Genomic DNA, 20,399 nt, shown 5'->3' on the forward strand with positions numbered 1-20,399 from the left:
AAAATCCGGCGGTCCCGTCCGGGCGCATCATCCGATCCCGTGGCGCCACGCGGCGGAATACCGGCCCGTCACGTGATGCTCCAGCTGCCGCTCGATATCGCCCAGCAACGAGGACGCCCCGAAGCGGAACAGATCGGGCGAGACCCACCGCGCGCCCAGTTCCTCCTGCACCATGATCAGCCATGTCAGGGCGTCCTTCGCGCGTGAAATCCCGCCCGCCGGTTTCATGCCCACGCGCAGGCCGGTGCGCGAGTGGTAGTCCCGGATCATCCGCAGCATCACCAGCCCCACGGGCAGCGTGGCGTTCACGGGTTCCTTGCCGGTCGAAGTCTTGATGAAATCCGCCCCCGCCATCATCGCCACCAGAGAGGCGCGCGCGACATTGCGCAGATCGCCCAGTTCCCCGGTGGCCAGGATCGCCTTCATATGCGCCGGGCCACAGGCCGCGCGAAAGGCGCACAACTCGTCATAAAGTACCTCCCATTTCCCTTCCAGCACATGCCGGCGCGAGATCACGATGTCGATCTCCTGCGCCCCGGCGGCGACGCTTTCCTCGATCTCCGCCAGCCGCAGCCGGAACGGCGACAACCCCGCCGGAAACCCGGTGGACACCGCCGCCACCGGAATCCCCGACCCTTCCAGCGCCTCCAGCGCGGGGGCGATCATCTCGTGATAGACACAGACCGCGCCCACCCGCAGCCCCGGCTGGCCCAGTGCCTTCAGCAAGTCGGCGCGCACAGGCTGGCGGGCCTTGGCGCATAGCCGCCGCACCCGCGCCGCCGTGTCGTCGCCCGACAGGGTGGTCAGGTCGATGCATTCCACCGCCTTGCACAGCCACGCCGCCTGTTGCGCGCCCTTCAGGCTGCGCCGGGCGGGCAGGGTGGCGGTGCGGCGCAGAACGGCAGCGGTGTTGACGCGCACCGCCCGCAGCCAGCCAAGGTCCAGCGGCAGCCCCTCGTTGCGCGGCTCCATCGCTTGCGGCAGGTGGCTGACGTGATCCTGTCCAAGGGTTTGCATCGGGCATGTCCGCGCTGGGGGGTGAAAACCGGAAAATCAGAGTCGCACGCCACCCGCGCCTTGGCAAGCGGGCGGTGCGATCTCATCTGCAATTGAGAATAGTTCGCATTTGCATTGACTCGACCACCACCCTGCCGCATAGTGCCCGCCATGATGACGACATCTGCCACACATATCTCCCGCCGCCGCCTTCTGGCCCTGAGCGCCGGATCGCTGTCTTTCGCCGCGCAGCCCCTGCGGGCGCAGGGCGCGCCCCTCAACGTGGTCGCCACCACCGGCATGATCGCCGACGCCGCCCGTGTCATCGGCGGTCATCGCGTCACCGTGCAATCCCTCATGGGCCCCGGCGTCGATCCCCATTCCTACCGCCAGACGCGCAGCGACATCGTGGCGCTGACCCGCGCCGATCTGGTCCTCTGGCATGGCCTCTATCTCGAGGCGCAGATGCAGGACCTCCTGCACAAGCTGGCCGAACGTGGCCCCGTCACCGCCGTGGGTGAATCCGTGCCGCGCGCCGATCTGATCGCGCATGAAGATTACGAGACCAAGTTCGACCCCCATGTGTGGATGGTGCCCGACCTGTGGGCGCATGTGCTGCACGCCGTGCGCGACGCGCTCACCGCCGCCGCGCCCCATGATGCCGCTCTGTTCGCCGCCAATGCCGAAACCTATCTGCACCGGATCGACCGCCTCGCCGTTTATGCGCGCGATGTTCTGGCCACCGTCCCGCCCGCGTCGCGGGTGCTGCTGACGGCGCATGACGCCTTCAACTATTTCGGGCGGGCCTACGGGTTCGAGGTGGTTGGCATTCAGGGCATTTCCACCGAATCCGAGGCCGGGCTGAACCGTATCCGCACGCTGGTCGATATGCTGGTCACCCGCGATATCCGCGCCGTGTTCGTCGAAACCTCGGTCTCGGATCGCAACATGCGCGCCCTTGTCGAAGGGGCTGCCGCGCGGGGCCATGAGGTGCGTATCGGGGGCGAGTTGTTTTCTGACGCGATGGGTGAGCCGGGCACCTACGAAGGCACCTATCCCGGCATGATCGACCATAACGTCACCACCATCGCCGCCGCCCTTGGCGGGCAGGTGCCCGCGCGCGGCATGGATGGCAGGCTGCGCACGGGGCTGTGACATGATGCTGGACGCGACATTGAGCGGGGATCGCCCGATTATGGATGCCCCGGCCGCTCTGGCCGACAGCCCCTTGGCGATCCGCGGGCTGACCGTGGCCTATGGTGGCAAACCGGCGGTGACCTCGGTGGATACCACATTCCGCGCGGGACGGATGAGCGCGATCATCGGCCCCAACGGCGCAGGCAAATCGACCCTGCTCAAGGCGGCGCTGGGCATCTTGCGGCCCGTGTCCGGCGCGGTCACATGCTGGGGCAAACCGCTGGCGCGGCAACGCGCCCGCATCGCCTATGTCCCGCAACGCGCCAGTGTCGATTGGGATTTCCCGACACGCGCGCTGGACGTGGTGCTTATGGGGCTCTACCGCGAACTCGGCCTGCTGCGCCGCGTCCGCCCCGCCCACCGCGAAACCGCAATGGCCTGCCTGTCGCGCGTCGGGATGCAGGATTTCGCCGACCGCCAGATCGGCCAGCTTTCGGGCGGCCAGCAACAGCGCGTGTTCCTCGCCCGCGCGCTGGCGCAGGGGGCAGACCTCTACCTGCTGGACGAACCCTTTGCCGGGGTGGATGCCGCCACCGAAAAGGCGATCATCGGCGTGCTCAAATCGCTGAAATCCGAAGGCCGCACGGTGATTGCCGTGCATCACGACCTGTCCACCGTGGCCGAGTATTTCGACCGCGTGTTCCTGATGAACACCCGCGCCATCGCCGAAGGCCCGGTCGCCACCGCCTTTACCGCCGACACGCTGCATGCCGCCTATGACGGGCGGCTGGCCAGCACGCTGCCGGGGTTGGCGAACGGCACATCCCATGCTGAGTGACGCGCTCACCCTGCAACTGGGCTACAACGCGGCGCTGGTCGCTGTCGGGGCGGGGCTCTTGGGCATGGCCGCCGGGGCGGTGGGCACCTTCCTGTTCCTCGGCAAGCGCGCGCTGGTCAGCGACGCGGTCAGCCATGCCACCCTGCCGGGAATCGCGCTGGCCTTCATGGTCATGGTGGCGTTCGGCGGCGACGGGCGCGCCCTGCCGGGGCTGTTGCTGGGCGCGGCGCTGTCGGCGGGGCTGGGCCTGCTTTGCGTCAGTTGGCTGAGCGCCCGCACCCGGCTGGGCGAAGACGCCGCCATCGGCGCGGTCCTGTCGGTGTTCTTCGGGGCGGGGGTGGTGCTTCTGACGGTGATCCAGACACTGGGATCGGGCCGTCAGGCCGGGCTGGAAACCTTCCTGCTGGGGGCGACGGCGGGCATGTTGCGCGCCGATGCCCTTGTGATTGCCATCGGCGGCGCGCTGGTGCTGGCGCTGGCGCTGCTGCTGCGCCGCCCGATGCTGATGGTGGCCTTCGATCCCGGCTATGCCACCGCGCAGGGCATGAATGTGGCGCGGATCGAACTGGCCATGATGGGGCTGGCGCTTGCGATCACCGTCGTCGGGCTCAAGATCGTCGGGCTGATCCTGATCGTCGCGCTGCTGATCGTCCCGCCCGTGGCCGCGCGGTTCTGGTCCGACCGATCGGGCGTTGTCATCGCCCTGGCGGGGGGCATCGGCGGAATCTCGGGCTATGGCGGCGCGGCGATTTCCGCCACCGCGCCGGAACTGCCGACAGGGCCGATCATCGTCCTGCTGGCCACCGCCATATTCGCCCTGTCGCTGCTGGCGGCGCCGCGCCGGGGTGTGCTGGCCATCGCCCTGCGCCGCCGGAGGGTGCGGGCATGATGGGGGCCGAATTCGTCGCGCTTTCGCTGCCGCCCATGCTGATCGGGACGCTGGCGGCCATCGCCTGTGCGCTGCCGGGGAATTTCCTGCTGCTGCGCCGTCAGGCCCTGATCGGCGATGCGATCAGCCATGTGGTCCTGCCCGGCATCGTCACCGCCTTCCTGCTGACCGGAGCCGTGGCCACATGGCCGATGATGCTGGGCGCAGGCGGCGCGGCGCTGGTGGCGGTGCTGCTGATCGAGGCCGTCCGCCGCCTCGGCGGGATCGAGCCGGGCGCGGCCATGGGCGTGGTCTTCACTTCGATGTTCGCCGCCGGGGTGCTGCTGCTGGAGCTCAGCGACACCTCCAGCGTCCACCTCGACGTGCAGCACGCGCTCTATGGCAATCTGGAAAGCCTGATCTGGCTGGACGGCACGGGCTGGGCGGCCCTGAGCGACCCGCAGGCGCTGCGCGGCCTGCCGCCGGAACTGCCGCGTATGGCGGCGGTGCTGGCGCTGGTGGCGACGCTGACGGCGATCCTGTGGCGGCCGCTGAAACTGTCCACTTTCGACGAAGGTTTCGCCCGAACCCTCGGCCTGCCGGTGCGGGGGATCAGCCTGATCCTCGTGGTCATGGCCGCCATCGCCGCCGTCGCGGCGTTTGACGCGGTGGGCTCGATCATCGTGATCGCCATGTTCATCTGCCCGCCCGCCGCCGCGCGGCTGATGACGAACCGGCTGGGGCGCCAGATCTGGTGGAGCGTCGGCTTTGCCACGCTGTCGGCGCTTCTGGGTTATGTTCTGGCGGGCTACGGGCCGCTCTGGTTGGGCGGCCAGCACGCGGTCAGCGCGGCGGGGATGATCGCCACCGTGTCGGGGGTGCTGCTGGCGCTGGCGGCGCTGTTCGGCCCCTGCCGGACCCGCAGTTAGAAAAAGGAGCGCCTTCGGCGCGCAGGTCTGGTTATGTGAGGGGCGCTGCCCCTCACGCTCCCCGGGATATTTATGAGCAGGAGAAAGATCAGTCCGCCAGACCGAACGCCGAGGCCAGCGCGGCCAGACCGGCGGGCAGAAGGCCATCGGCGGCAAGAGTGCCAACCGGCACGCCCTGGGCCGCAAGCGCCGTTTCAAGCCCCGAGGCGGTGCCGTCGGGCGAGATCAGGATCACCTCCTGCCCCAGCCAATAGGGCCGTGTCGCGGCCAGTTCGGCCCCGATCAGGTGGCCGGTGATCGCGGCGCGGTTGCCGCTGACCTCGGCGGCGCGCAGATGCGCGGCCAGACGTTCGGGGCGGCTGAGGCTGTCGGCCAGCGCCTGTTCGTCCGGCGGCGTCGCGCCCTCCAGCGCAGCGGCCAGTCGCGGGGTCAGGGTGCTTTGGCAGCTTACCACCTCGTTGGCGCTGAGGTGAATCCAGTGGCGCACATCGCCCTGCGCGGCGCAGATCACACCATCCCAGTTCGGACGATCCGCCAGGGCCCCGGCAATCCAGATACGCACCCAGGCGCCGATCACATCGGGCGGGGAGTCCTGCGTGAGGGCGGGCAGGCGGGCGCCGCCCGTGGGCAGCACGGTGGTTGGGATGCTGTCGGGGGCGCCATCGCCGATATGGATGGTGCGGCTGGCGTCGAAATCCAGATGTGTCAGCGCGGCGGCCTCATCGGCGCCTCGGGCGCTGCGGATCAGGGTTGCGCCCTGCATGGCATGGGCCACCACACCGCCGCCATCGCGGCCAAGGGCGATCCAGCCTGTCATCGGGTTCAGCCCCGGTCCAGCTGCCGGACGAGCCCCGACATATCGTACCCCGCAGCGCGCGCCGTCGAAACGATCTCCTCGCCGGTCAGCCTGCCGTAGCTGGCGATGCTCCACAGCATGGTGCAGCGCGTGCCCGAACGGCAATAGGCCAGCATCGGCTTGGGCATGTCCTCCAGCGCGGCGGCAAAATCCTGCGCGGCCTGCGGTGTGACCATGCCGGACACGATCGGCACGCAGCGCACCTCGATCCCTTCGGCGCGGGCGGCCTCGGCCACGGCGTCGAATTCGGGCTGTCCGTAATCCTCGCCATCCGGGCGGTTGCACATGATCGAACGGAACCCGGCGGCCTTGATTTCGGCGATGTCGGCAAGGGTAATCTGCGGGCTGACCGCGTAATCCTCGGTGATCCTGCGAATGTCCATGGCGCGCCTCCTTGGGGTCTGGGCCGACATATGCGCCGAAACCAGGGGCGATTTCAATGGCCGGAACGGCCGGGCAGGCCGATACGCCCCTTGCATGGGGCGGGGGGCCGTCCGGTTGGGCGGGGATTTGGGCGCGTCCTGCGAATGCCTTCTTATTCAGCCGTTCAGCCTGAAAAACGATCATTTAGCAGGCAAATGAACTGACCAATGAAGAAAATGGGGAAAACTGGCCGAGCGGCTCATGCTATGATGCGTCATTCTGCCGCGCATAAAAAACAATGCGGCAGCCAACAGAACGAGGGAGTTCATTGATGTCTGGAAAATTCGTCGTCGGATATGACGGCAGCGAGGCCGCGCATCGCGCGCTGGATTTCGCGATCGAGCGCGCTGTGGCGCAGGGCGGTGCGGTTCTGATCGCGCATGTGCTGGAATGGTCGCCCTATTCCTTTTTGACGCCCACCGAACTGGAAGAGCGCCACAAGCGCCGCCGCGAAGAGCTGGAGCGCGCCGAAACCGCCCTGATGGCCCCGGTCGTCAAAGAGGCGTCGGGCAAGGGCGCCGAAATCGAAAGCGTCATCCGCTATGGCAGGATCGCCGAGGTCCTGTGCGAGATCGCCAAGGAAAACGGGGCAGGCCAGATCTTTATCGGGCGCAACGGCCATTCGGCCTGGGGCGCGCGTGTGTTCGGATCGGTCGCCAGCGCGCTTGTGCAGACGGCCCCGGTGCCCTGCACCATCGTGCCATAAAACCAATATCAGCAGGGAAACATTCCATGTATCGTACATTTATACGGGCGGCGGCAGCCGCAGCCGGGCTCAGCCTGATCGGCGCGGCCCCGGCATTGGCCCAATCCATCGACGAAAAGGTGAATCAGCTTTTCGCATCCTCCACCGGCTGGTTCGTCAATTTCATCTTCAGCCCCTTTCCCGGCACGTCCTTTCCGTGGATCGTGGCCTGGCTGGTGATCGCGGCGACGGTCTTTACGCTGTATTTCGTCTTTATCCAGTTCCGCGCCTTCGGGCATGCGATTTCGCTGGTCAAGGGCGACTACTCCGATCCCAACGACGCCGGTGAGGTCAGCCACTTCCAGGCGCTCGCCACCGCCCTGTCGGGCACGGTGGGCCTTGGCAATATCGCGGGCGTCGCGGTGGCCATCGGCATCGGCGGTCCGGGGGCCACGTTCTGGATGATCCTTGCGGGTCTGATGGGCATGGCGTCCAAGTTCACCGAATGTACGCTGGGCGTGAAATACCGCAACGAATACGAGGACGGCACCGTTTCGGGCGGTCCGATGTATTACCTGACCAAGGGCTTTGCCGAACGCGGCCTGCCCGGCGGCAAGATCCTTGCGGTGATGTTCTCGATCTTCTGTATCCTCGGCGCGCTGGGCGGCGGCAACATGTTCCAGGCCAATCAGGCGCACCAGCAGATTACCGGGATCGTCGGGGAATATCCCGGCTGGATCACCGGCGTGATCTTTGCGCTGGTGGTGTTCGCGGTGATCGTCGGCGGGTTGAAATCCATCGCCAGCGTGACCGAAAAGGTCGTGCCTTTCATGGGCGTGATGTATGTGCTGGCCGCGCTGGTCATCATCCTGATGAACGCCGACATGATCGGCTGGGCCTTCGGACAGATCTTTGCCGGGGCGTTCACCGGGCTGGGCGTTGCCGGGGGCATGGTCGGGGCGCTGATCCAGGGCTTCAAGCGGGCCGCGTTTTCGAACGAGGCGGGCGTCGGCTCGGCGGCCATCGCCCACTCGGCGGTGCGCACCAAGGAGCCGATCACCGAAGGCTTCGTATCGCTTCTGGAGCCCTTTATCGACACCGTCGTGATCTGCACCATGACCGCGCTGGTCATCATCATCTCGGGGCAGCTTGTGAGCGATCCTGAAACCGGCCTCTACCTCGTGACCGACAGCGGCATGATCCAGACGGCGGACGGTTCTTCGGGCGTCAGCCTGACGTCTGCGGCCTTTGCCTCGGCGTTCGGATGGTTCCCCTTCGTGCTGGCGCTGGCGGTGGTCCTGTTCGCCTTCTCGACGATGATCAGCTGGTCCTATTACGGGCTCAAGGCCTGGACCTACCTGTTCGGCGAAGGCAAGGGCAAGGAAATCACCTTCAAGGTCATCTTCTGCATCTTCGTGGTGATCGGCGCGGCGGCCAATCTCGGCCCGGTGATCGACTTCTCGGATGCGGCGATCTTTGCGATGGCGGTGGTCAACGTGTTCGGGCTCTACTTCCTCATGCCCATCGTCAAGAAAGAGTTGTACAGCTATCTCGCGCGCCTGAAATCGGGCGAGATCCGCAAGTTCCACTAAACCGCGATCCCCGGATCGCTCAAAGGGGGCCGGTGCCATGCGCGCCGGCCCTTTCGCATGCGCGGCGCAAATTCGCGTAATGCTGCACCGCGTATTGATCGACAGGAAACAGGCATTACCCTTTCCGGTACAGAGTTAATGCAGTTGGAGGAGACGATTCCATGGACGACAAGAATGCCTATCAGGAAAAGATGAACGCCAAGCTGGACGAGTGGAAGGCCGATATCGACAAGCTGCAAGCCAAGGCCAGGCAGGCCCAGGCCGACGCGCAGATCGAATACAAGGACCAGATCGACGAGCTGAAAAAGCGCCGCGACAAGATGGAAAAGGAACTGGAGCAGATGCAGGCGGCCAGCGCCGAGGCGTGGAAGGATTTCAAGGACGGTGCAGACAAGGCATGGGATGCCATGGCCGACGCGATGAAAAACGCCTGGAACCGCTTCGGCTGATCCCGAAACGCAACATGCGCGCCCCGTCACAGGGCGCGCATGTCAGATTGCAAACACGGATCAGGCCGCAGCAAACCCCTTGTCCAGCGCACCGACGATCCGGTCGACCTCGGCCTCGGTGATGGTCAGGGGCGGCGACATCAGGATGTTATGCGCCCCCAGACGCACCATCGCGCCGTTCTCATAGGCCGTCTGGTGGATGCGCTTCATCGTTTCGCCATCCATCGGCGTCTTGGCGTCGCGGTCGCTGACGATCTCGATGCCGGTCATCAACCCGTGCCCGCCGCGCACATCGCCGATGATGTCGTATTTTTCGGCCAGCTTGCACACCCCGTCATAAAGCTGCGTGCCCCGTGCCGCCGCGTTGGTCTTGGTGTCCAGCCGCAGGGTTTCCGACAGGCAGGCCACAACCGCCGCCGCCCCCACCGGATGCGCCGAATAGGTGTAGCCATGCCAGATCGCCCCGTCCGCGCCCGCGTTTTCGAACACGTCGGCCACCTTTTCACCGATCATGACCGCGCCCACCGGGAAATACCCGCTGGTGATGCCCTTGGCGCAGGTCATCATGTCGGGCTTGACGCCCCAGTGCCGCGCGCCCGACCAGTCTCCGGTGCGCCCGAACCCGGTGATCACCTCGTCCGAGATCATCAGGATGCCGTATTTGTCGCAAATCTCGCGCATCAGCTTCATGAAGCTGGCATCGGGCACGATCACCCCACCGGCACCCTGGATCGGCTCCATGATGAAGGCCGCGATGGTGCTGGGGTCCTGGAATTCGATCTCGTCCACCGCTGCCGCGGCGATCTTCTGCGCCAGCAACTCGGGGTCGATGGCGTCGAACGGGTTGCGATAGCAATAGGGGCCGGGCAGGTGGAAACAGCCCGGCAACAGCGGCTCGTATCCGATGCGGAAGCGGTTGTTGCCGTTCACGCTGGCGCCGCCGAAATGGGTGCCGTGATAGCCCTTTTTCAGGCTCAGGAACTTGGTGCGGGTCGGCTCGCCGCGCAGGCGGTGATACTGCCGCGACAGGCGCAGCGCGGTTTCCACACTGTCCGATCCGCCGCTGGTAAAGAAACTGCGCACCATGCCGTCCTCGGCAAAGAACTCCTGCACCGCATAAGACGCCTCGATTGCGGGCGGGTTGCTGGTGCCGGCGAAGGACGAATAATAGGGCAGCTCCCACAGCTGGTCTGAAATCGCCTGCTTCACCACATCGTTGGAATAGCCAAGGTTCACGCACCACAGCCCGCCTACCGCGTCGACACTGCGATGCCCGTCGATGTCGATGATCTCGGTGCCCTCGGCCCCCTTGATGATTTTGGGCGCGTTTTCGCGCGCCTCGCCGGGATGGCCCATCGGGTGCCAAAGGTGCTTGGCGTTCATCTCGCGCAGGAAATTGTCGTCTTTCATCGTGCAGCTCCGTTCGATCCATGAGTCGGATATTTGATCAAACTCTTGCACCCGCGCGACGCCCTGTCCAGAGGGCGTAACGCCCGCCCCGTCCGGCGTGACGGAAACTTCAAAAGTTTCCGTCACGATTTCCTTTCAGGAAATCGGCCACCATCGCGATCGGGGCCTTGCGCCAAACCCGTCCTGCGCGCTGATCCGCTCAGAACGGACGCTCGGGCTCTGTCACTTCGTCCAGCTTACCAGAACGTCGAACCCCTTGGGTGTCGGCATCTCTTCCAGAAACTCGGCGAATTCCCCCCAGATCGCCTTGACGTTTTCGGCGTTGGTGTTCGAGATTTCTTCGCTTTCCACAAGCGCGATGACATATCCTGCGCCCTGGTCGTCCATGACATTGATGAAATGGTTCATTCCCGACAGCCCGAGGATGCGATCCTTGAGCTCTTCCATCTTTGCAGTGGCCCCATCCCGGGAACCGGGCTTCATTTTGTAATGCGTAACCCGTGCGTACATCTGTCCACCCCCCTTTTTTGATAAAGGAAGACCATAGCACAAAACGCTCATGAACGCGCCGTTCTTGTTTTGGCGGGGCCGAAAGAGCCCTTGACGTTGCCCCGGTCACAAGGTCCGCAACCGGCACAAACCGGCGCCCCCTCACCCCGTCAGAATGCTGCTTACTTTCAGCGCGCGCTGGGTGTTGCCTTCGACCTTCAACTTGCCCGACATGAAGGCCATCACCGGGTTCTGCTCGCCCGACAGGATATTGCGGAACACCGCGTCGCTGGCGATCAGCACCACGTCGGCAGCATCGTCGCCTGCCCGTGCGCCGGTCTCGTCCAGCATGACCGACCCTTCGCCGGTGATCACCAGCTTGGCGATGCCCTTGATCGTGCCGCGGGCCTTGGGGGTCAACTCGTCGATATAGGATTGGATGACGTCGCTCATGCCGGCCTCGTGTTGTGGAAATGTCCTGCGGTCAGCTTGGCGAAATCCCGGCGCGGGGCAATCGGAACCCTGCGTCACAGGGGCCGTTGCGTCCATCATGGACGCAAATTCGCAGGGACCCCCTGATTTTCGTACAAAACGCGCGTACGCATCGTACAAAACGTACGAAACTCACCACCGGCTCAGCGCGTCTTCGTCCTCGTCCTTGGCCGCCACCCAACCGGCCGAGTCGCCGCTGACTTCCTTTTTCCAGAATGGCGCGCGGGATTTCAGGAAATCCATAAGGAATTCAGCACCCTGAAAGGCATCCGCCCGATGCGGGGCGGCAGTGGCGACCATCATGATCACCTCGTCCGGCTGCAGCCGCCCATAGCGATGAATGACCAGAATATCACCAAGATTCCAACGGTTTAGCGCCTCGGCGGCGATGGTTTCGATCGCCTTTTCGGTCATGCCGGGGTAATGTTCGATCTCCATGACGTCCAGATCGCCATTGTTAAGGTCGCGCACGATACCCGTGAACGTCACCAGCGCCCCCATCCCCGATTGTTTCGCGGCAAAGGCATTGGCCTCGGCACCCAGATCGAACGGCGCCTCCTGAACCCGGATATCCACGCTTAACCCCCTGTCATCGGGGGAAAAAACGCAACCTCACGCACACCGCTCAAGGGCGCGTCGAAATCGGCCAGTTCCTGATCCACGGCCACCCGCAGCGCGTCCAGATCGGCAAAGGCGGCGGCGTAGCGCTCTTCCTTTTCGCGCAGTTCGTTAACCAGTTCGCGCACCGTTTCGGCGTTGGTTTCCACCCGGTCCTTCGGATGCCCAACCCGCTCCCGCACCCATGCGAAATACAGTACATCCATGTCTCAATCCTTCAGGTAAGGCATTGATTTCTTGAAGTAATCTATGCCCGTGATCAACGTGAGCGCGGCGGCGATCCACAGAATCCACAGCCCCGCATGGCCCAGCATCACCGTAATCCGCGCCATAGCCCCGATATAGTGCTCGGCCACGCCTTGTCCAAAAAGCACAGCAATTGCAATCATTTGCGCGGTCGTTTTCCACTTGGCCAGCTTCGTGACCTTCAGCGTCCCCGCCGTGTCCCCCAGAAATTCGCGCAACCCGCTTACAAACACCTCACGAAACAGAATCACCGTCGCCGGCAACACCAGCCAAGGCGACATGCTGGAATACCCAACGATCACCATCAGCGCGATCACCACCATCGCCTTGTCGGCAATCGGGTCCAGCATCGTGCCCAGTTTTGTCGTTTGTTTCCAAGCTCTTGCAAGGTATCCGTCAAACCAGTCGGTGATCGCTGCGCTGATGAACAACACCAGCGCGAACCAGTCGGCCCAGGGGCGGTGGAAGTACAGGAACATCACCGCCACGGCGGGCGCCGCCAAAAGCCGCAAGGCCGTCAGGATATTGGGCACGGTCCAGATCATGGCCCTGTTCTAGCCGCTGACCGCCCCGAGGGAAAGGACTCAAAACCGCTCAGAACGCACTCAGCCGCCGGGTGGTTTCCGGGTCCATGAATCCGGCCACGGTGGCGTCGGTTTCCAATTGCAGCGCGCGGTGCAGGTCGGGCAGGGCGGCGGCGTTCAACACCCGTTTCATGGCACGCACCGACAGCGGCGGCAGATCGGCCAGTCGCTGCGCGGTATCCTGTGCGGCGCTCATAAGATCTTGGTCCGGAACGGTTTTCCACGCCAGCCCGATACGGAGTAACTCGTCGGCGTCGTAGCGATCCCCGAAAAACAGCATCTCGCGCGCCTTGTTCAGCCCCACCAGAGCAGGCAATAGCGATGTGACCGCGCCGGTCACGAACAGGTTCAGCGAGACCTCGGGAAAGAACCCGCGCGCCGATTGTGCCCAGATCGGAAAGTCGCAGTTGATCGCCCATTCAAACCCGCCGCCCACGGCCCAGCCGTTGATCGCGCCGACAACCGGCTTGGCGCCAAGGGTGATGGCATGGGTCGCCCTCTGGATTGCCTGCACCAGATCGCGGGCCTCTTCCTCGGTCTCGGGGTGGACATGCTCGCGCCGGTCGTCGCCCGCGCAAAACGCCTTGCCTGCCCCGGTGAAAATCATCGCCCGTGTCGCCGTGTCGGCATTGGCCTCTTCAAACGCCTGCGCCACATCGTCGATCAACTGCCGGTTCATCGCGTTCAGGCTGCCGGGCCGGTTCAGGGTGATCGTGCGAACGCCGTTGTCGCCCAGTTCGCTCAGGACGGTGTCATAGGTGAAATCGGTCATCAGTATTCTCTTATCACGCGTTTGGTCTTGCCTTCGGTCAATTCGAAACTACCCGCAGGCAGCAGGGTCACGCGGGCAGTCGCGCCCAGCTTGGCCTTGATCGCGGCCGAAACACGCTCGGCCAGTCCGGTATCCGCGGCTTGCCCCTTGGCCAATTCCGCCTGCACCGGCAGGCTGTCATAGGGTGGGGGCGTATCCAGATGGATGCGGTAATCGCCTGACAACTCTTTGAATTCGTTCAGAACTGCGGCAACCATCGTGGGAAACAGGTTCAGACCGCGCACCACCACCATATCGTCCGAGCGCCCCACCACCCGGAACCGGAAGCCGGTGCAACCGCATGTGCAGGGTTCGGTTTCATCCACCGTGATGATATCGCCGGTGCGGAACCGCACCAGTGGCTGACACTCGCGCGCCAGATGGGTCAGCACCATTTCGCCCGTCTGGCCGGGCTCTAGCGGCAGGGGCGTGGCGGTGTCCGGGTCGATCAGTTCGACATGCAGCACATCGGCGGCCATGAAATGCAGCCGGGTGTCATGTTCGCATTGCGCCGCGAAATTGCAGAACACGTCGGACACGCCGTAATTGGCATTGCGCGGCTCCATCCCCCAGACATCGCGCAGCCGCTGGCGAAAGGCCGGATCGTCGAGCCCGGCCTCGCCGCCGAAGAGGCCCAGCTTCAGCCCCAGATCGCGTGGCGTGAGGCCCGGAAACTTCTGTTCGATCACACGTTCCAGAACCGCCGGATAGGACGGCGTGCAGGAGATTGCGGTGATCCCTACCTCCTGAATCGTGCGCACCAGCAATTCGGTCGATCCCACGCCAAAAGGCACCACCATCGCGCCGGTCGCCTGCAAGGTCATGTGATCGGTCAACCCGCCCATCCACATCTGGTAGTTCAGGCAATGCACCACAGTATGATCGGGCGTCAGCCCCGCCGAGGCCTGACAGCGCCCGCCGACCGTTTCGGTGATGACGCAATCACGGGCCGACAGCGCCAGGTTCATTGCCTGTCCGGTGGTGCCCGATGTCCGGTGCAGGCGCACCGCCTGCCGCACACCCGAGGCGAGGTAATTGCCATAGGGCGGATGCTCGGCCTGCGAAATGCGCAACTGCGCCTTGTCCGAAAGGGGCAGGTCCGGCAGGTCGCGCAAATCCTCGGGTGGGGTCTGACCCTGCCACAAGTCGCGGTAAAACTCCGAATTTTCCATCACATAGGCCCGTTGACGCGCCCATGCCTCTTGCCGGTGTGCGGCCAGATCGTCGGGGTCCATACGGTGCGCGTTGTCGATCAGGCTCATGGTTCCAGCCCCCTTTCCCAGATCAGGCTCAGTGTTTCGATCACCGCGTCGCGGCTGGCCGAAACCGCAACGACCCCCGGTTCGCGGGACAGGAACAGGCTGGACAGGTAGTGATCCACCATCCCGCCAAGCGCATAGGCCCTGCGCCACAACTCGTCCCCTGTGACGGCGCGGCCCTCTTGCTCCAGCCGCCGTTGCATGGCGCCAACGACGGTTTCCAGCCAGTCACGGTTCAGCCGGTGAAAGGCGGCGCGCGCCTCGGGGAAGGTATCGAGGTGATGCACGAGGCAACGCATAAGGCCCTGGTTCCGTTCGAACATCACCGCATAGGCACGGGTCGCAGCGCGGATGCGATCCTGAGGGGTGTCATGTCCGGCGGCCAGCATCCGGCCCTGCAAATGCGCCACGAAGCCCAGCAACAGTTCGGCCAGCAGCGCGTCACGATCCGGGAAATAGATGTAGAACGTGCCATGCGCGATGCCCGCGGCCTTGCAGATCGCACCGATGGTCACATCCTGCGGCGGGGTGTGGTCCAGCACGCCACAGGCGGCCATCATGATCTGCGCGCGGGTGCGTTCGCCCTTGGGCTTGTCCTGCGCCCGCTCGGCCAATAGCGCGGAATGCGTATCGGGCAGGGGGGTGGTGTCAGCGGTAGGTGCTGCGAGTGTCATGGCCAGCCTTGGATATAAATATGACGTCATGTTCATAAAAATTATATCCAAGTCAATATCTAATAATCGTCACCCTTTCTCGTGGAAGAAATCATAGATTTTCTGCGCCAGCCCCTCGGACACGCCCTCGACGGCCTTGAGATCGGCTAGGTTGGCGCGGCTCACGGCCTTGGCGCTGCCGAAATGGGTCAGCAAAGCGCGCTTGCGCGCCGCGCCCACGCCGGGCACCTCGTCCAGCGGGGTCGCGCCCACGGCCTTGGCCCGTTTGGCGCGGTGGGTGCCGATGGCGAACCTGTGCGCCTCGTCCCGCAGGCGCTGGATGAAATACAATACCGGGTCGTTGTGGCGCAGCGCCTTGGGCCGCTGGCCGGTGCGATGGAACTCTTCCTTGCCGTGGTCGCGGTCCACGCCCTTGGCGACACCCACCATCGGGATGTCGGTCACGCCCAAGTCGCGCATGATCTGCGCCACGGCGCTGACCTGCCCCGCTCCGCCGTCAATTAGCAGAAGATCGGGCCAATGCCCCTGTTCGCGGTCCGGGTCTTCCTTGAGCAACCGTTTGAAGCGCCGCGTCAGCACCTCTTTCATCATGCCGAAATCGTCACCGGGGGTCAGGTCGTCGCCCCTGATGTTGAACTTGCGATACTGGTTCTTCATGAACCCGTCCGGGCCGGCCACGATCATCGCGCCCACGGCATTGGTGCCCTGAATGTGGCTGTTGTCATAGACCTCGATCCGCTGCGGCGGGGCGGACAGGTCAAACGCCTCGGCCAGCCCTTTCAGCAGTTTCGCCTGCGTGGCGGTTTCCGACATCTTGCGCGCAAGGCTTTCGCGGGCATTGCGCAGTGCGGCATCCACCAGTTCGGCCTTCTCGCCGCGTTTGGGCACAAGCAACTCCACCTTGCGCCCCAGCTTGCCGGTCAGGGCCTTTGTCATCAGGTCGGCGTTTTCGATGCCATGCGACAGGATCAATTGCCGCGCGGGTTCCTTGCTGTCGTAGAACTGGCCGATGAAGGCCTCCAGCACCTCGGCCTCTTCCACATCGGCACCGACGCGGGGATAGAAATCGCGGTTACCCCAGTTCTGCCCGGCGCGGATGAAAAATACCTGCACACAGGCCTGCCCGTTTTCCAGATGCAGCGCCAGAATGTCGGCTTCGGTCACTGTGCGGGGGTTGATGCCCTGCGCCGTCTGCACCTGAGTCATCGCCTTGATCCGGTCCCGCAGCGCGGCTGCGCGTTCGAACTCCATCGCGTCCGAGGCCCTGGACATTTCGCCTTTCAGCTTGTTCTGAATCTCGGTCGAGCGACCGGACAGAAACCGCTCGGCATCCTTCACCGCGGCGTTGTACTCTTCCTTGCTGATATACCCCACGCAAGGCGCGGTGCAGCGCTTGATCTGGTATTGCAGGCAGGGGCGGGTGCGGCTTTCGAACTGCGTGTCGGTGCAATTGCGCAACTGGAACGCACGCTGCAACTGCGCCAGCGTCCGGTTCACCGCGCCCGCGCTGGCGAAGGGGCCATAGTAATGGCCTTTCTCCTTCTTCGCGCCGCGATGTTTCTTGATCATCGGAAAATCATGCGCGGTGACAAGGATATTGGGGAAACTCTTGTCGTCCCGCAGCAGCACGTTGTAGCGCGGCTTGAGCTGCTTGATCAGGTTTTGTTCCAGCAACAGCGCCTCGGTTTCCGTGCGCGTGGTCAGGAACATCATCGAGGCGGTTTCGCTGATCATCCGCGCAATCCGCGGCGTGTGCCCCGTGGGCCGGGCATAGCTGGATACGCGGGCCCGCAGATTTCGCGCCTTGCCCACATATAGCACCCGCGCCTGCGCATCGAGCATACGGTACACCCCCGGCGACGCATCCAGCGTTCGCAGGTAGGAATGGATCACCTTGTGCCCGGTTTTGGGGGTGCTGTCTGTGGGCTGCTCGGACATATACGTTAAGATATGATTCTCGGGGCTGGCTGCAATCTTATCGCGTTACAAGCAAGAGGAAACCTGTCCACGATTCTTGTGGATAACTTTGGGGGCAAGTTTCGGGGGCGGGAAAATTTCCCTTGTTTTAAGGGGGCTTCTTCGATCTGCACAAAATTTAGGCGGTATTTTAACTCCTTGAAAACAAACACGAAAAACATCAAGTGCCTGCAAAATGTTGAAAACAAAGGGCTTTTTGTAACGCTGAGGTAACGGTTCTGCGACAGGTGCACAAGTTGACGCGGGGATAATCACTCCACCCCCAGAACATCGGGTGTCTGCCAGCCCAGATGCTGCCCGCCATCCACGCACAAAAGCTGCCCCGTCACCGCTGGCGCATCCAGAAAATAGGCCAGTGCAGCGACAATATCCTCGGCATTCGCGCCCCTGTTCAGAACGGTGGACTGACGCTGCCGCTGAAAGTGGCCGTCGCTCTGGCGGTGGCCCTGCAAGGTCGGTCCCGGTCCGATGGCGTTTACGCGCACACGCGGCGCCAATGCCTGCGCGGCGGTGCGGGTAAAGGCCCACAACCCCATCTTGGCCAGAGTGTAGGTCATGAACTCGGGCGTCAGCTTGCGCACCCTCTGATCCACCATGTTCACCACCAGCCCATGCGCCAGTGTCTCGCCATTGTCGCACTGGCCCGGCTCGGGGATCTGTGCGGCCAGCGCCTGCGTCAGAACGAAAGGCGCGCGCAGGTTGCTTTCCATATGCCTGTCCCAGCTTTCGCGGGTGGCGGTGCCGATATTGTCGTATTCAAAGATCGAGGCGTTGTTGATCAGGCAGGTGATCGGCCCGCCCAAAGTGCGCGCCGCTTCGGGCAGCAACGCCTGCACCTGATCCTCCTGCAGCAGGTCGGCCTGCAGCGCCACAGCGCGCTGGCCCATGCCGCGGATATCTTCGGCCACCGCTTCGGCCTCGTCGGCGCTGGTGGCGTAATGCACGCCCACGTCATAGCCGCGCCGCGCCAGTTCCAGCGCCATCGCCCGCCCAAGACGCTTGCCCGCGCCGGTCACCAGTGCCCGTGTCATCGCCTCAGCCCCCGTTCATGACAGCACGACAAACACATAGATCAGATAGAGCCCGGTCAAGGCTACGCCCCAGATCCGGGTGATGTCCTGCCTGAAAAAGACGAACGGCACGATCAGCAGCGATGCCGCCAGCATCACCCACAGATCGAATTGCAGGAATTCGGGATCGACGGGGATCGGCCCGATCACGGCGGTGATCCCGATAATGGCCAGCAGGTTGAACATGTTCGACCCGATCACGTTGCCAAGCGCCACATCGGCCTGTTTGCGCAGCGCGGCCATCACCGTTGTCGCCAGTTCCGGCAGCGAGGTGCCAAGCGCCACCAGAGTCAGGCCGATCACGGTTTCGCTGATGCCATATTGCCGCGCGATGATCGACGCATTGTCGACCAGCAAATCGGCCCCCAAAGGCAGCCCGATCAGACCCAGAACCAGAAAGACGGCGATCTGCCACCAGGGCATGTCCGGGTCCGCGCCCTCGATATCCTCGTCCTCTTCTGCATCGGCAAGCGCCAGTGCGGCGGTTTCACGGCGATGACGCCCGGCCTCCAGAAACGCATCGGTCAGAACAAAGGCCAGCGCCGCCAGCAGGATCAGGCCCGAAACCAGTGTGAACTCGCCCAGAAAGGCCAACGCGATGAACAGGAGCGTCCCGATCAGCATGAAAACATAGGTCTTGCGGGTGTTGCAGCTACTGGTGTGCAGCACCGACAATATCGCCGGAAGCCCCAGAACCAGCAGGATATTCGCGGTGTTCGACCCCACCACATTGCCAAGCGCCAGCCCCGGCTTGTTGTCCAGCACGGCATTGACCGAGATCAGCAATTCGGGCGCCGAGGTGCCGAAGGCCACGATGGTCAGGCTGACGATCAGGGCCGGGATGCCCACTCGGAGGCTCAGGTTTACCGCGCCCTTGACCAATGCATCGCCGGCCAGCAGCAGGATGAGCAGGCCAAGGGCTGCAAGAATCCACGGCATCATTTGCGTTTGCCTTTCGTGCAGCTACAGGGGCCCTTGCCGATCCGGTATCGGCCGCATTTCGGGCATTTGGCCGAACTCAGCTTTTGCTGGCCGGGAAAGCGCAGCTTGCCGAACATGGCCATCACACCCATGAAAACGAGGAAGAGAACGACGATCTTTACGACCATGTCAAAGCCCGAACCGCGCGTAGGCGGCGCGCTCTTCGATGGTGGAGACCGCATCCTGCGCCAGGGTCATGCCGAACCTCTGAAACAATCCGCGCTTGCGGCCATACTGGGCAAAGCGCACCTTGTCGCCGTATAGCTCTTTCATCTTGGGCACCACATGGCCGATCCCGTCGGCCAGCCCCAGATCGACAGCGCGGCGGCCCAGCCAGAATTCCCCGGTGAACAACTCTGCGTCGCCCGACAGCTTGTCGCCCCGGCGCGATGTCACCTGCGTTTCGAACACGCCGTGCATCTGTTCCAGAATGCTTTTCAGGCGTTCGACGTCCTGCGGTTTTTCGGGCAGGAACGGATCGAGGAAGCTTTTCGATTTGCCCGAGGTGTGCACCCGCCGCTCCACACCCTGTCGCGACAACAGCACATGCGCCCCGAACCCCGCCGAGATCACGCCGATCGACCCCACGACCGACGCCTCGTCAATCCAGATGTCATCGGCCGCACTGGCCAGCCAATACCCGCCCGAGGCCGCGACATCCTCGACAAAGGCGTGAACGGGAATCTCCTGCTCTTCGGCCAGCCGCCGGATGCGCGCCGCGATCAGAGAAGATTGCACCGGCGATCCGCCGGGCGAGTTGATCAGCAGCGCAACCGCCTTGGGCTTGCCGCGCCGGAATGCCTTTTCGATGACCGGGGCCAGCGCCTCGTCATTCAGCTGTGAGCGGCTGCCGGTTCCGATGGCGCCTTTCAGGCGGATCACCGACACCAGGGGGCCGCGATTGAGAAAGGGAATACGCTCTTTCATGCGGTCCGATGTAGAATGCCGGTCGCCGACAAACAAGGCGGCAGGCCCCGCGCGGTTTACGGATCGCTCAAAAAGTCCCGACGCACGG

At 63.9% G+C, this 20,399-nt stretch carries 23 protein-coding genes and 1 pseudogene; 7 read left to right on the plus strand and 17 right to left on the minus strand.

Annotated elements, in window-relative coordinates; genetic code table 11:
- Positions 1-27 precede the first annotated feature (27 nt).
- A complete protein-coding gene (deoC, locus tag KPG71_RS11380) occupies positions 28-1,017 on the minus strand; it encodes a deoxyribose-phosphate aldolase (RefSeq protein ID WP_216338187.1) in 990 nt (329 codons plus the stop codon).
- A gap of 153 nt (positions 1,018-1,170) precedes the next feature.
- On the opposite strand from deoC, the gene KPG71_RS11385 reads away from it, so the two are divergent.
- From KPG71_RS11385 to KPG71_RS11400, 4 genes and pseudogenes are all read left to right on the plus strand, one after another.
- Positions 1,171-2,151 carry a zinc ABC transporter substrate-binding protein gene (locus tag KPG71_RS11385; RefSeq protein WP_216338354.1) on the plus strand — a complete coding sequence of 327 codons (981 nt, stop codon included), beginning with the start codon at positions 1,171-1,173 and terminating at the stop codon, positions 2,149-2,151.
- 4 nt (positions 2,152-2,155) lie between these two features.
- On the plus strand, positions 2,156-2,971 hold the full coding sequence (locus KPG71_RS11390) for a metal ABC transporter ATP-binding protein (protein ID WP_216338355.1): 816 nt from the start codon (positions 2,156-2,158) through the stop codon (positions 2,969-2,971).
- Positions 2,961-3,851, plus strand: a pseudogene (locus KPG71_RS11395) (metal ABC transporter permease); the annotation flags it as partial. The gene KPG71_RS11390 and the pseudogene KPG71_RS11395, both read left to right, overlap by 11 nt.
- A gap of 8 nt (positions 3,852-3,859) precedes the next feature.
- On the plus strand, positions 3,860-4,768 hold the full coding sequence (locus KPG71_RS11400) for a metal ABC transporter permease (RefSeq protein ID WP_216338356.1): 909 nt from the start codon (positions 3,860-3,862) through the stop codon (positions 4,766-4,768).
- Positions 4,769-4,856: 88 nt separating this feature from the next.
- Here KPG71_RS11400 and KPG71_RS11405 read toward each other — a convergent pair whose 3' ends face one another.
- Positions 4,857-5,585 (minus strand): 2-dehydro-3-deoxygalactonokinase, encoded by a 729-nt coding sequence (locus KPG71_RS11405; protein WP_216338189.1) that lies wholly within the window; start codon positions 5,583-5,585, stop codon positions 4,857-4,859.
- A 5-nt stretch (positions 5,586-5,590) separates the two neighbouring features.
- The gene (locus KPG71_RS11410) at positions 5,591-6,007 is read right to left on the minus strand and encodes a TIGR01244 family sulfur transferase (RefSeq protein ID WP_216338190.1); all 417 of its coding nucleotides are present in this window, start codon (positions 6,005-6,007) and stop codon (positions 5,591-5,593) included.
- A gap of 311 nt (positions 6,008-6,318) precedes the next feature.
- On the opposite strand from KPG71_RS11410, the gene KPG71_RS11415 reads away from it, so the two are divergent.
- From KPG71_RS11415 to KPG71_RS11425, 3 genes are all read left to right on the plus strand, one after another.
- The gene (locus tag KPG71_RS11415) at positions 6,319-6,753 is read left to right on the plus strand and encodes a universal stress protein (RefSeq protein ID WP_216338191.1); all 435 of its coding nucleotides are present in this window, start codon (positions 6,319-6,321) and stop codon (positions 6,751-6,753) included.
- 26 nt (positions 6,754-6,779) lie between these two features.
- Positions 6,780-8,324, plus strand: a complete 1,545-nt coding sequence (locus tag KPG71_RS11420) for a sodium:alanine symporter family protein (protein WP_216338192.1) — start codon at positions 6,780-6,782, stop codon at positions 8,322-8,324.
- Positions 8,325-8,485: 161 nt separating this feature from the next.
- On the plus strand, positions 8,486-8,773 hold the full coding sequence (locus KPG71_RS11425) for a hypothetical protein (protein ID WP_216338193.1): 288 nt from the start codon (positions 8,486-8,488) through the stop codon (positions 8,771-8,773).
- Between the two features lie 60 nt (positions 8,774-8,833).
- Here the strand turns inward: KPG71_RS11425 and KPG71_RS11430 are convergent, their stop codons facing one another.
- The 14 genes from KPG71_RS11430 to KPG71_RS11495 all read right to left on the minus strand — a co-directional run bounded on the left by KPG71_RS11430 (position 8,834) and on the right by KPG71_RS11495 (position 20,311).
- Complete coding sequence (locus KPG71_RS11430) at positions 8,834-10,183, minus strand: aminotransferase class III-fold pyridoxal phosphate-dependent enzyme (RefSeq protein WP_216338194.1); 1,350 nt, start codon at positions 10,181-10,183, stop codon at positions 8,834-8,836.
- A 222-nt stretch (positions 10,184-10,405) separates the two neighbouring features.
- On the minus strand, positions 10,406-10,630 hold the full coding sequence (locus KPG71_RS11435) for a hypothetical protein (RefSeq protein WP_253196206.1): 225 nt from the start codon (positions 10,628-10,630) through the stop codon (positions 10,406-10,408).
- Between the two features lie 204 nt (positions 10,631-10,834).
- Complete coding sequence (locus KPG71_RS11440; protein WP_216338196.1) at positions 10,835-11,125, minus strand: SCP2 sterol-binding domain-containing protein; 291 nt, start codon at positions 11,123-11,125, stop codon at positions 10,835-10,837.
- 171 nt (positions 11,126-11,296) lie between these two features.
- Positions 11,297-11,740, minus strand: coding sequence for a molybdenum cofactor biosynthesis protein MoaE (locus tag KPG71_RS11445; RefSeq protein ID WP_216338197.1), 444 nt, complete (start codon positions 11,738-11,740; stop codon positions 11,297-11,299).
- A 2-nt stretch (positions 11,741-11,742) separates the two neighbouring features.
- Entirely contained in the window at positions 11,743-11,988 is a 246-nt protein-coding gene (gene moaD, locus KPG71_RS11450) for a molybdopterin converting factor subunit 1 (RefSeq protein ID WP_216338198.1), read from the minus strand.
- A 3-nt stretch (positions 11,989-11,991) separates the two neighbouring features.
- Positions 11,992-12,573, minus strand: coding sequence for a CDP-diacylglycerol--glycerol-3-phosphate 3-phosphatidyltransferase (gene pgsA / locus KPG71_RS11455; RefSeq protein WP_216338199.1), 582 nt, complete (start codon positions 12,571-12,573; stop codon positions 11,992-11,994).
- A gap of 49 nt (positions 12,574-12,622) precedes the next feature.
- Entirely contained in the window at positions 12,623-13,384 is a 762-nt protein-coding gene (locus tag KPG71_RS11460) for an enoyl-CoA hydratase/isomerase family protein (RefSeq protein ID WP_216338200.1), read from the minus strand.
- Positions 13,384-14,685 (minus strand): phenylacetate--CoA ligase family protein, encoded by a 1,302-nt coding sequence (locus tag KPG71_RS11465; protein ID WP_216338201.1) that lies wholly within the window; start codon positions 14,683-14,685, stop codon positions 13,384-13,386. The genes KPG71_RS11460 and KPG71_RS11465 overlap by 1 nt, the downstream gene beginning before the upstream one ends.
- Positions 14,682-15,356 carry a TetR/AcrR family transcriptional regulator gene (locus KPG71_RS11470; RefSeq protein WP_216338202.1) on the minus strand — a complete coding sequence of 225 codons (675 nt, stop codon included), beginning with the start codon at positions 15,354-15,356 and terminating at the stop codon, positions 14,682-14,684. The genes KPG71_RS11465 and KPG71_RS11470 overlap by 4 nt, the downstream gene beginning before the upstream one ends.
- A 69-nt stretch (positions 15,357-15,425) precedes the next feature.
- Positions 15,426-17,294, minus strand: a complete 1,869-nt coding sequence (gene uvrC / locus KPG71_RS11475) for an excinuclease ABC subunit UvrC (protein ID WP_216338203.1) — start codon at positions 17,292-17,294, stop codon at positions 15,426-15,428.
- Positions 17,295-17,584: 290 nt separating this feature from the next.
- Positions 17,585-18,364 carry an SDR family oxidoreductase gene (locus KPG71_RS11480; protein ID WP_216338204.1) on the minus strand — a complete coding sequence of 260 codons (780 nt, stop codon included), beginning with the start codon at positions 18,362-18,364 and terminating at the stop codon, positions 17,585-17,587.
- Positions 18,365-18,379: 15 nt separating this feature from the next.
- Entirely contained in the window at positions 18,380-19,345 is a 966-nt protein-coding gene (locus KPG71_RS11485; protein WP_216338205.1) for a calcium/sodium antiporter, read from the minus strand.
- Positions 19,342-19,512: a hypothetical protein gene (locus tag KPG71_RS11490; protein WP_188745028.1), complete on the minus strand. Its 171-nt coding sequence runs from the start codon at positions 19,510-19,512 to the stop codon at positions 19,342-19,344. The genes KPG71_RS11485 and KPG71_RS11490 overlap by 4 nt, the downstream gene beginning before the upstream one ends.
- A 1-nt stretch (position 19,513) precedes the next feature.
- Positions 19,514-20,311: a S49 family peptidase gene (locus KPG71_RS11495; protein ID WP_216338206.1), complete on the minus strand. Its 798-nt coding sequence runs from the start codon at positions 20,309-20,311 to the stop codon at positions 19,514-19,516.
- Between the last annotated feature and the right edge of the window lie 88 nt (positions 20,312-20,399).

It is taken from the genome of Roseovarius sp. PS-C2 (assembly GCF_018862045.1).
GTDB lineage: Bacteria > Pseudomonadota > Alphaproteobacteria > Rhodobacterales > Rhodobacteraceae > Roseovarius.

Coding starts and splice junctions, on each gene's coding strand:
- KPG71_RS11420 (WP_216338192.1), top strand. CDS start 6,780: ATGTATCGTACATTTATACGGGCGGCGGCAGCCGCAGCCGGGCTCAGC.
- KPG71_RS11400 (WP_216338356.1), top strand. CDS start 3,860: ATGGGGGCCGAATTCGTCGCGCTTTCGCTGCCGCCCATGCTGATCGGG.
- KPG71_RS11425 (WP_216338193.1), top strand. CDS start 8,486: ATGGACGACAAGAATGCCTATCAGGAAAAGATGAACGCCAAGCTGGAC.
- moaD (WP_216338198.1), bottom strand. CDS start 11,988: ATGGATGTACTGTATTTCGCATGGGTGCGGGAGCGGGTTGGGCATCCG.
- KPG71_RS11390 (WP_216338355.1), top strand. CDS start 2,156: ATGCTGGACGCGACATTGAGCGGGGATCGCCCGATTATGGATGCCCCG.
- KPG71_RS11495 (WP_216338206.1), bottom strand. CDS start 20,311: ATGAAAGAGCGTATTCCCTTTCTCAATCGCGGCCCCCTGGTGTCGGTG.
- KPG71_RS11385 (WP_216338354.1), top strand. CDS start 1,171: ATGACGACATCTGCCACACATATCTCCCGCCGCCGCCTTCTGGCCCTG.
- KPG71_RS11410 (WP_216338190.1), bottom strand. CDS start 6,007: ATGGACATTCGCAGGATCACCGAGGATTACGCGGTCAGCCCGCAGATT.
- KPG71_RS11485 (WP_216338205.1), bottom strand. CDS start 19,345: ATGATGCCGTGGATTCTTGCAGCCCTTGGCCTGCTCATCCTGCTGCTG.
- uvrC (WP_216338203.1), bottom strand. CDS start 17,294: ATGTCCGAGCAGCCCACAGACAGCACCCCCAAAACCGGGCACAAGGTG.
- pgsA (WP_216338199.1), bottom strand. CDS start 12,573: ATGATCTGGACCGTGCCCAATATCCTGACGGCCTTGCGGCTTTTGGCG.
- KPG71_RS11440 (WP_216338196.1), bottom strand. CDS start 11,125: ATGAGCGACGTCATCCAATCCTATATCGACGAGTTGACCCCCAAGGCC.
- KPG71_RS11465 (WP_216338201.1), bottom strand. CDS start 14,685: ATGAGCCTGATCGACAACGCGCACCGTATGGACCCCGACGATCTGGCC.
- KPG71_RS11480 (WP_216338204.1), bottom strand. CDS start 18,364: ATGACACGGGCACTGGTGACCGGCGCGGGCAAGCGTCTTGGGCGGGCG.
- KPG71_RS11490 (WP_188745028.1), bottom strand. CDS start 19,512: ATGGTCGTAAAGATCGTCGTTCTCTTCCTCGTTTTCATGGGTGTGATG.
- KPG71_RS11460 (WP_216338200.1), bottom strand. CDS start 13,384: ATGACCGATTTCACCTATGACACCGTCCTGAGCGAACTGGGCGACAAC.
- KPG71_RS11470 (WP_216338202.1), bottom strand. CDS start 15,356: ATGACACTCGCAGCACCTACCGCTGACACCACCCCCCTGCCCGATACG.
- KPG71_RS11405 (WP_216338189.1), bottom strand. CDS start 5,585: ATGACAGGCTGGATCGCCCTTGGCCGCGATGGCGGCGGTGTGGTGGCC.
- deoC (WP_216338187.1), bottom strand. CDS start 1,017: ATGCAAACCCTTGGACAGGATCACGTCAGCCACCTGCCGCAAGCGATG.
- KPG71_RS11435 (WP_253196206.1), bottom strand. CDS start 10,630: ATGGAAGAGCTCAAGGATCGCATCCTCGGGCTGTCGGGAATGAACCAT.
- KPG71_RS11430 (WP_216338194.1), bottom strand. CDS start 10,183: ATGAAAGACGACAATTTCCTGCGCGAGATGAACGCCAAGCACCTTTGG.
- KPG71_RS11415 (WP_216338191.1), top strand. CDS start 6,319: ATGTCTGGAAAATTCGTCGTCGGATATGACGGCAGCGAGGCCGCGCAT.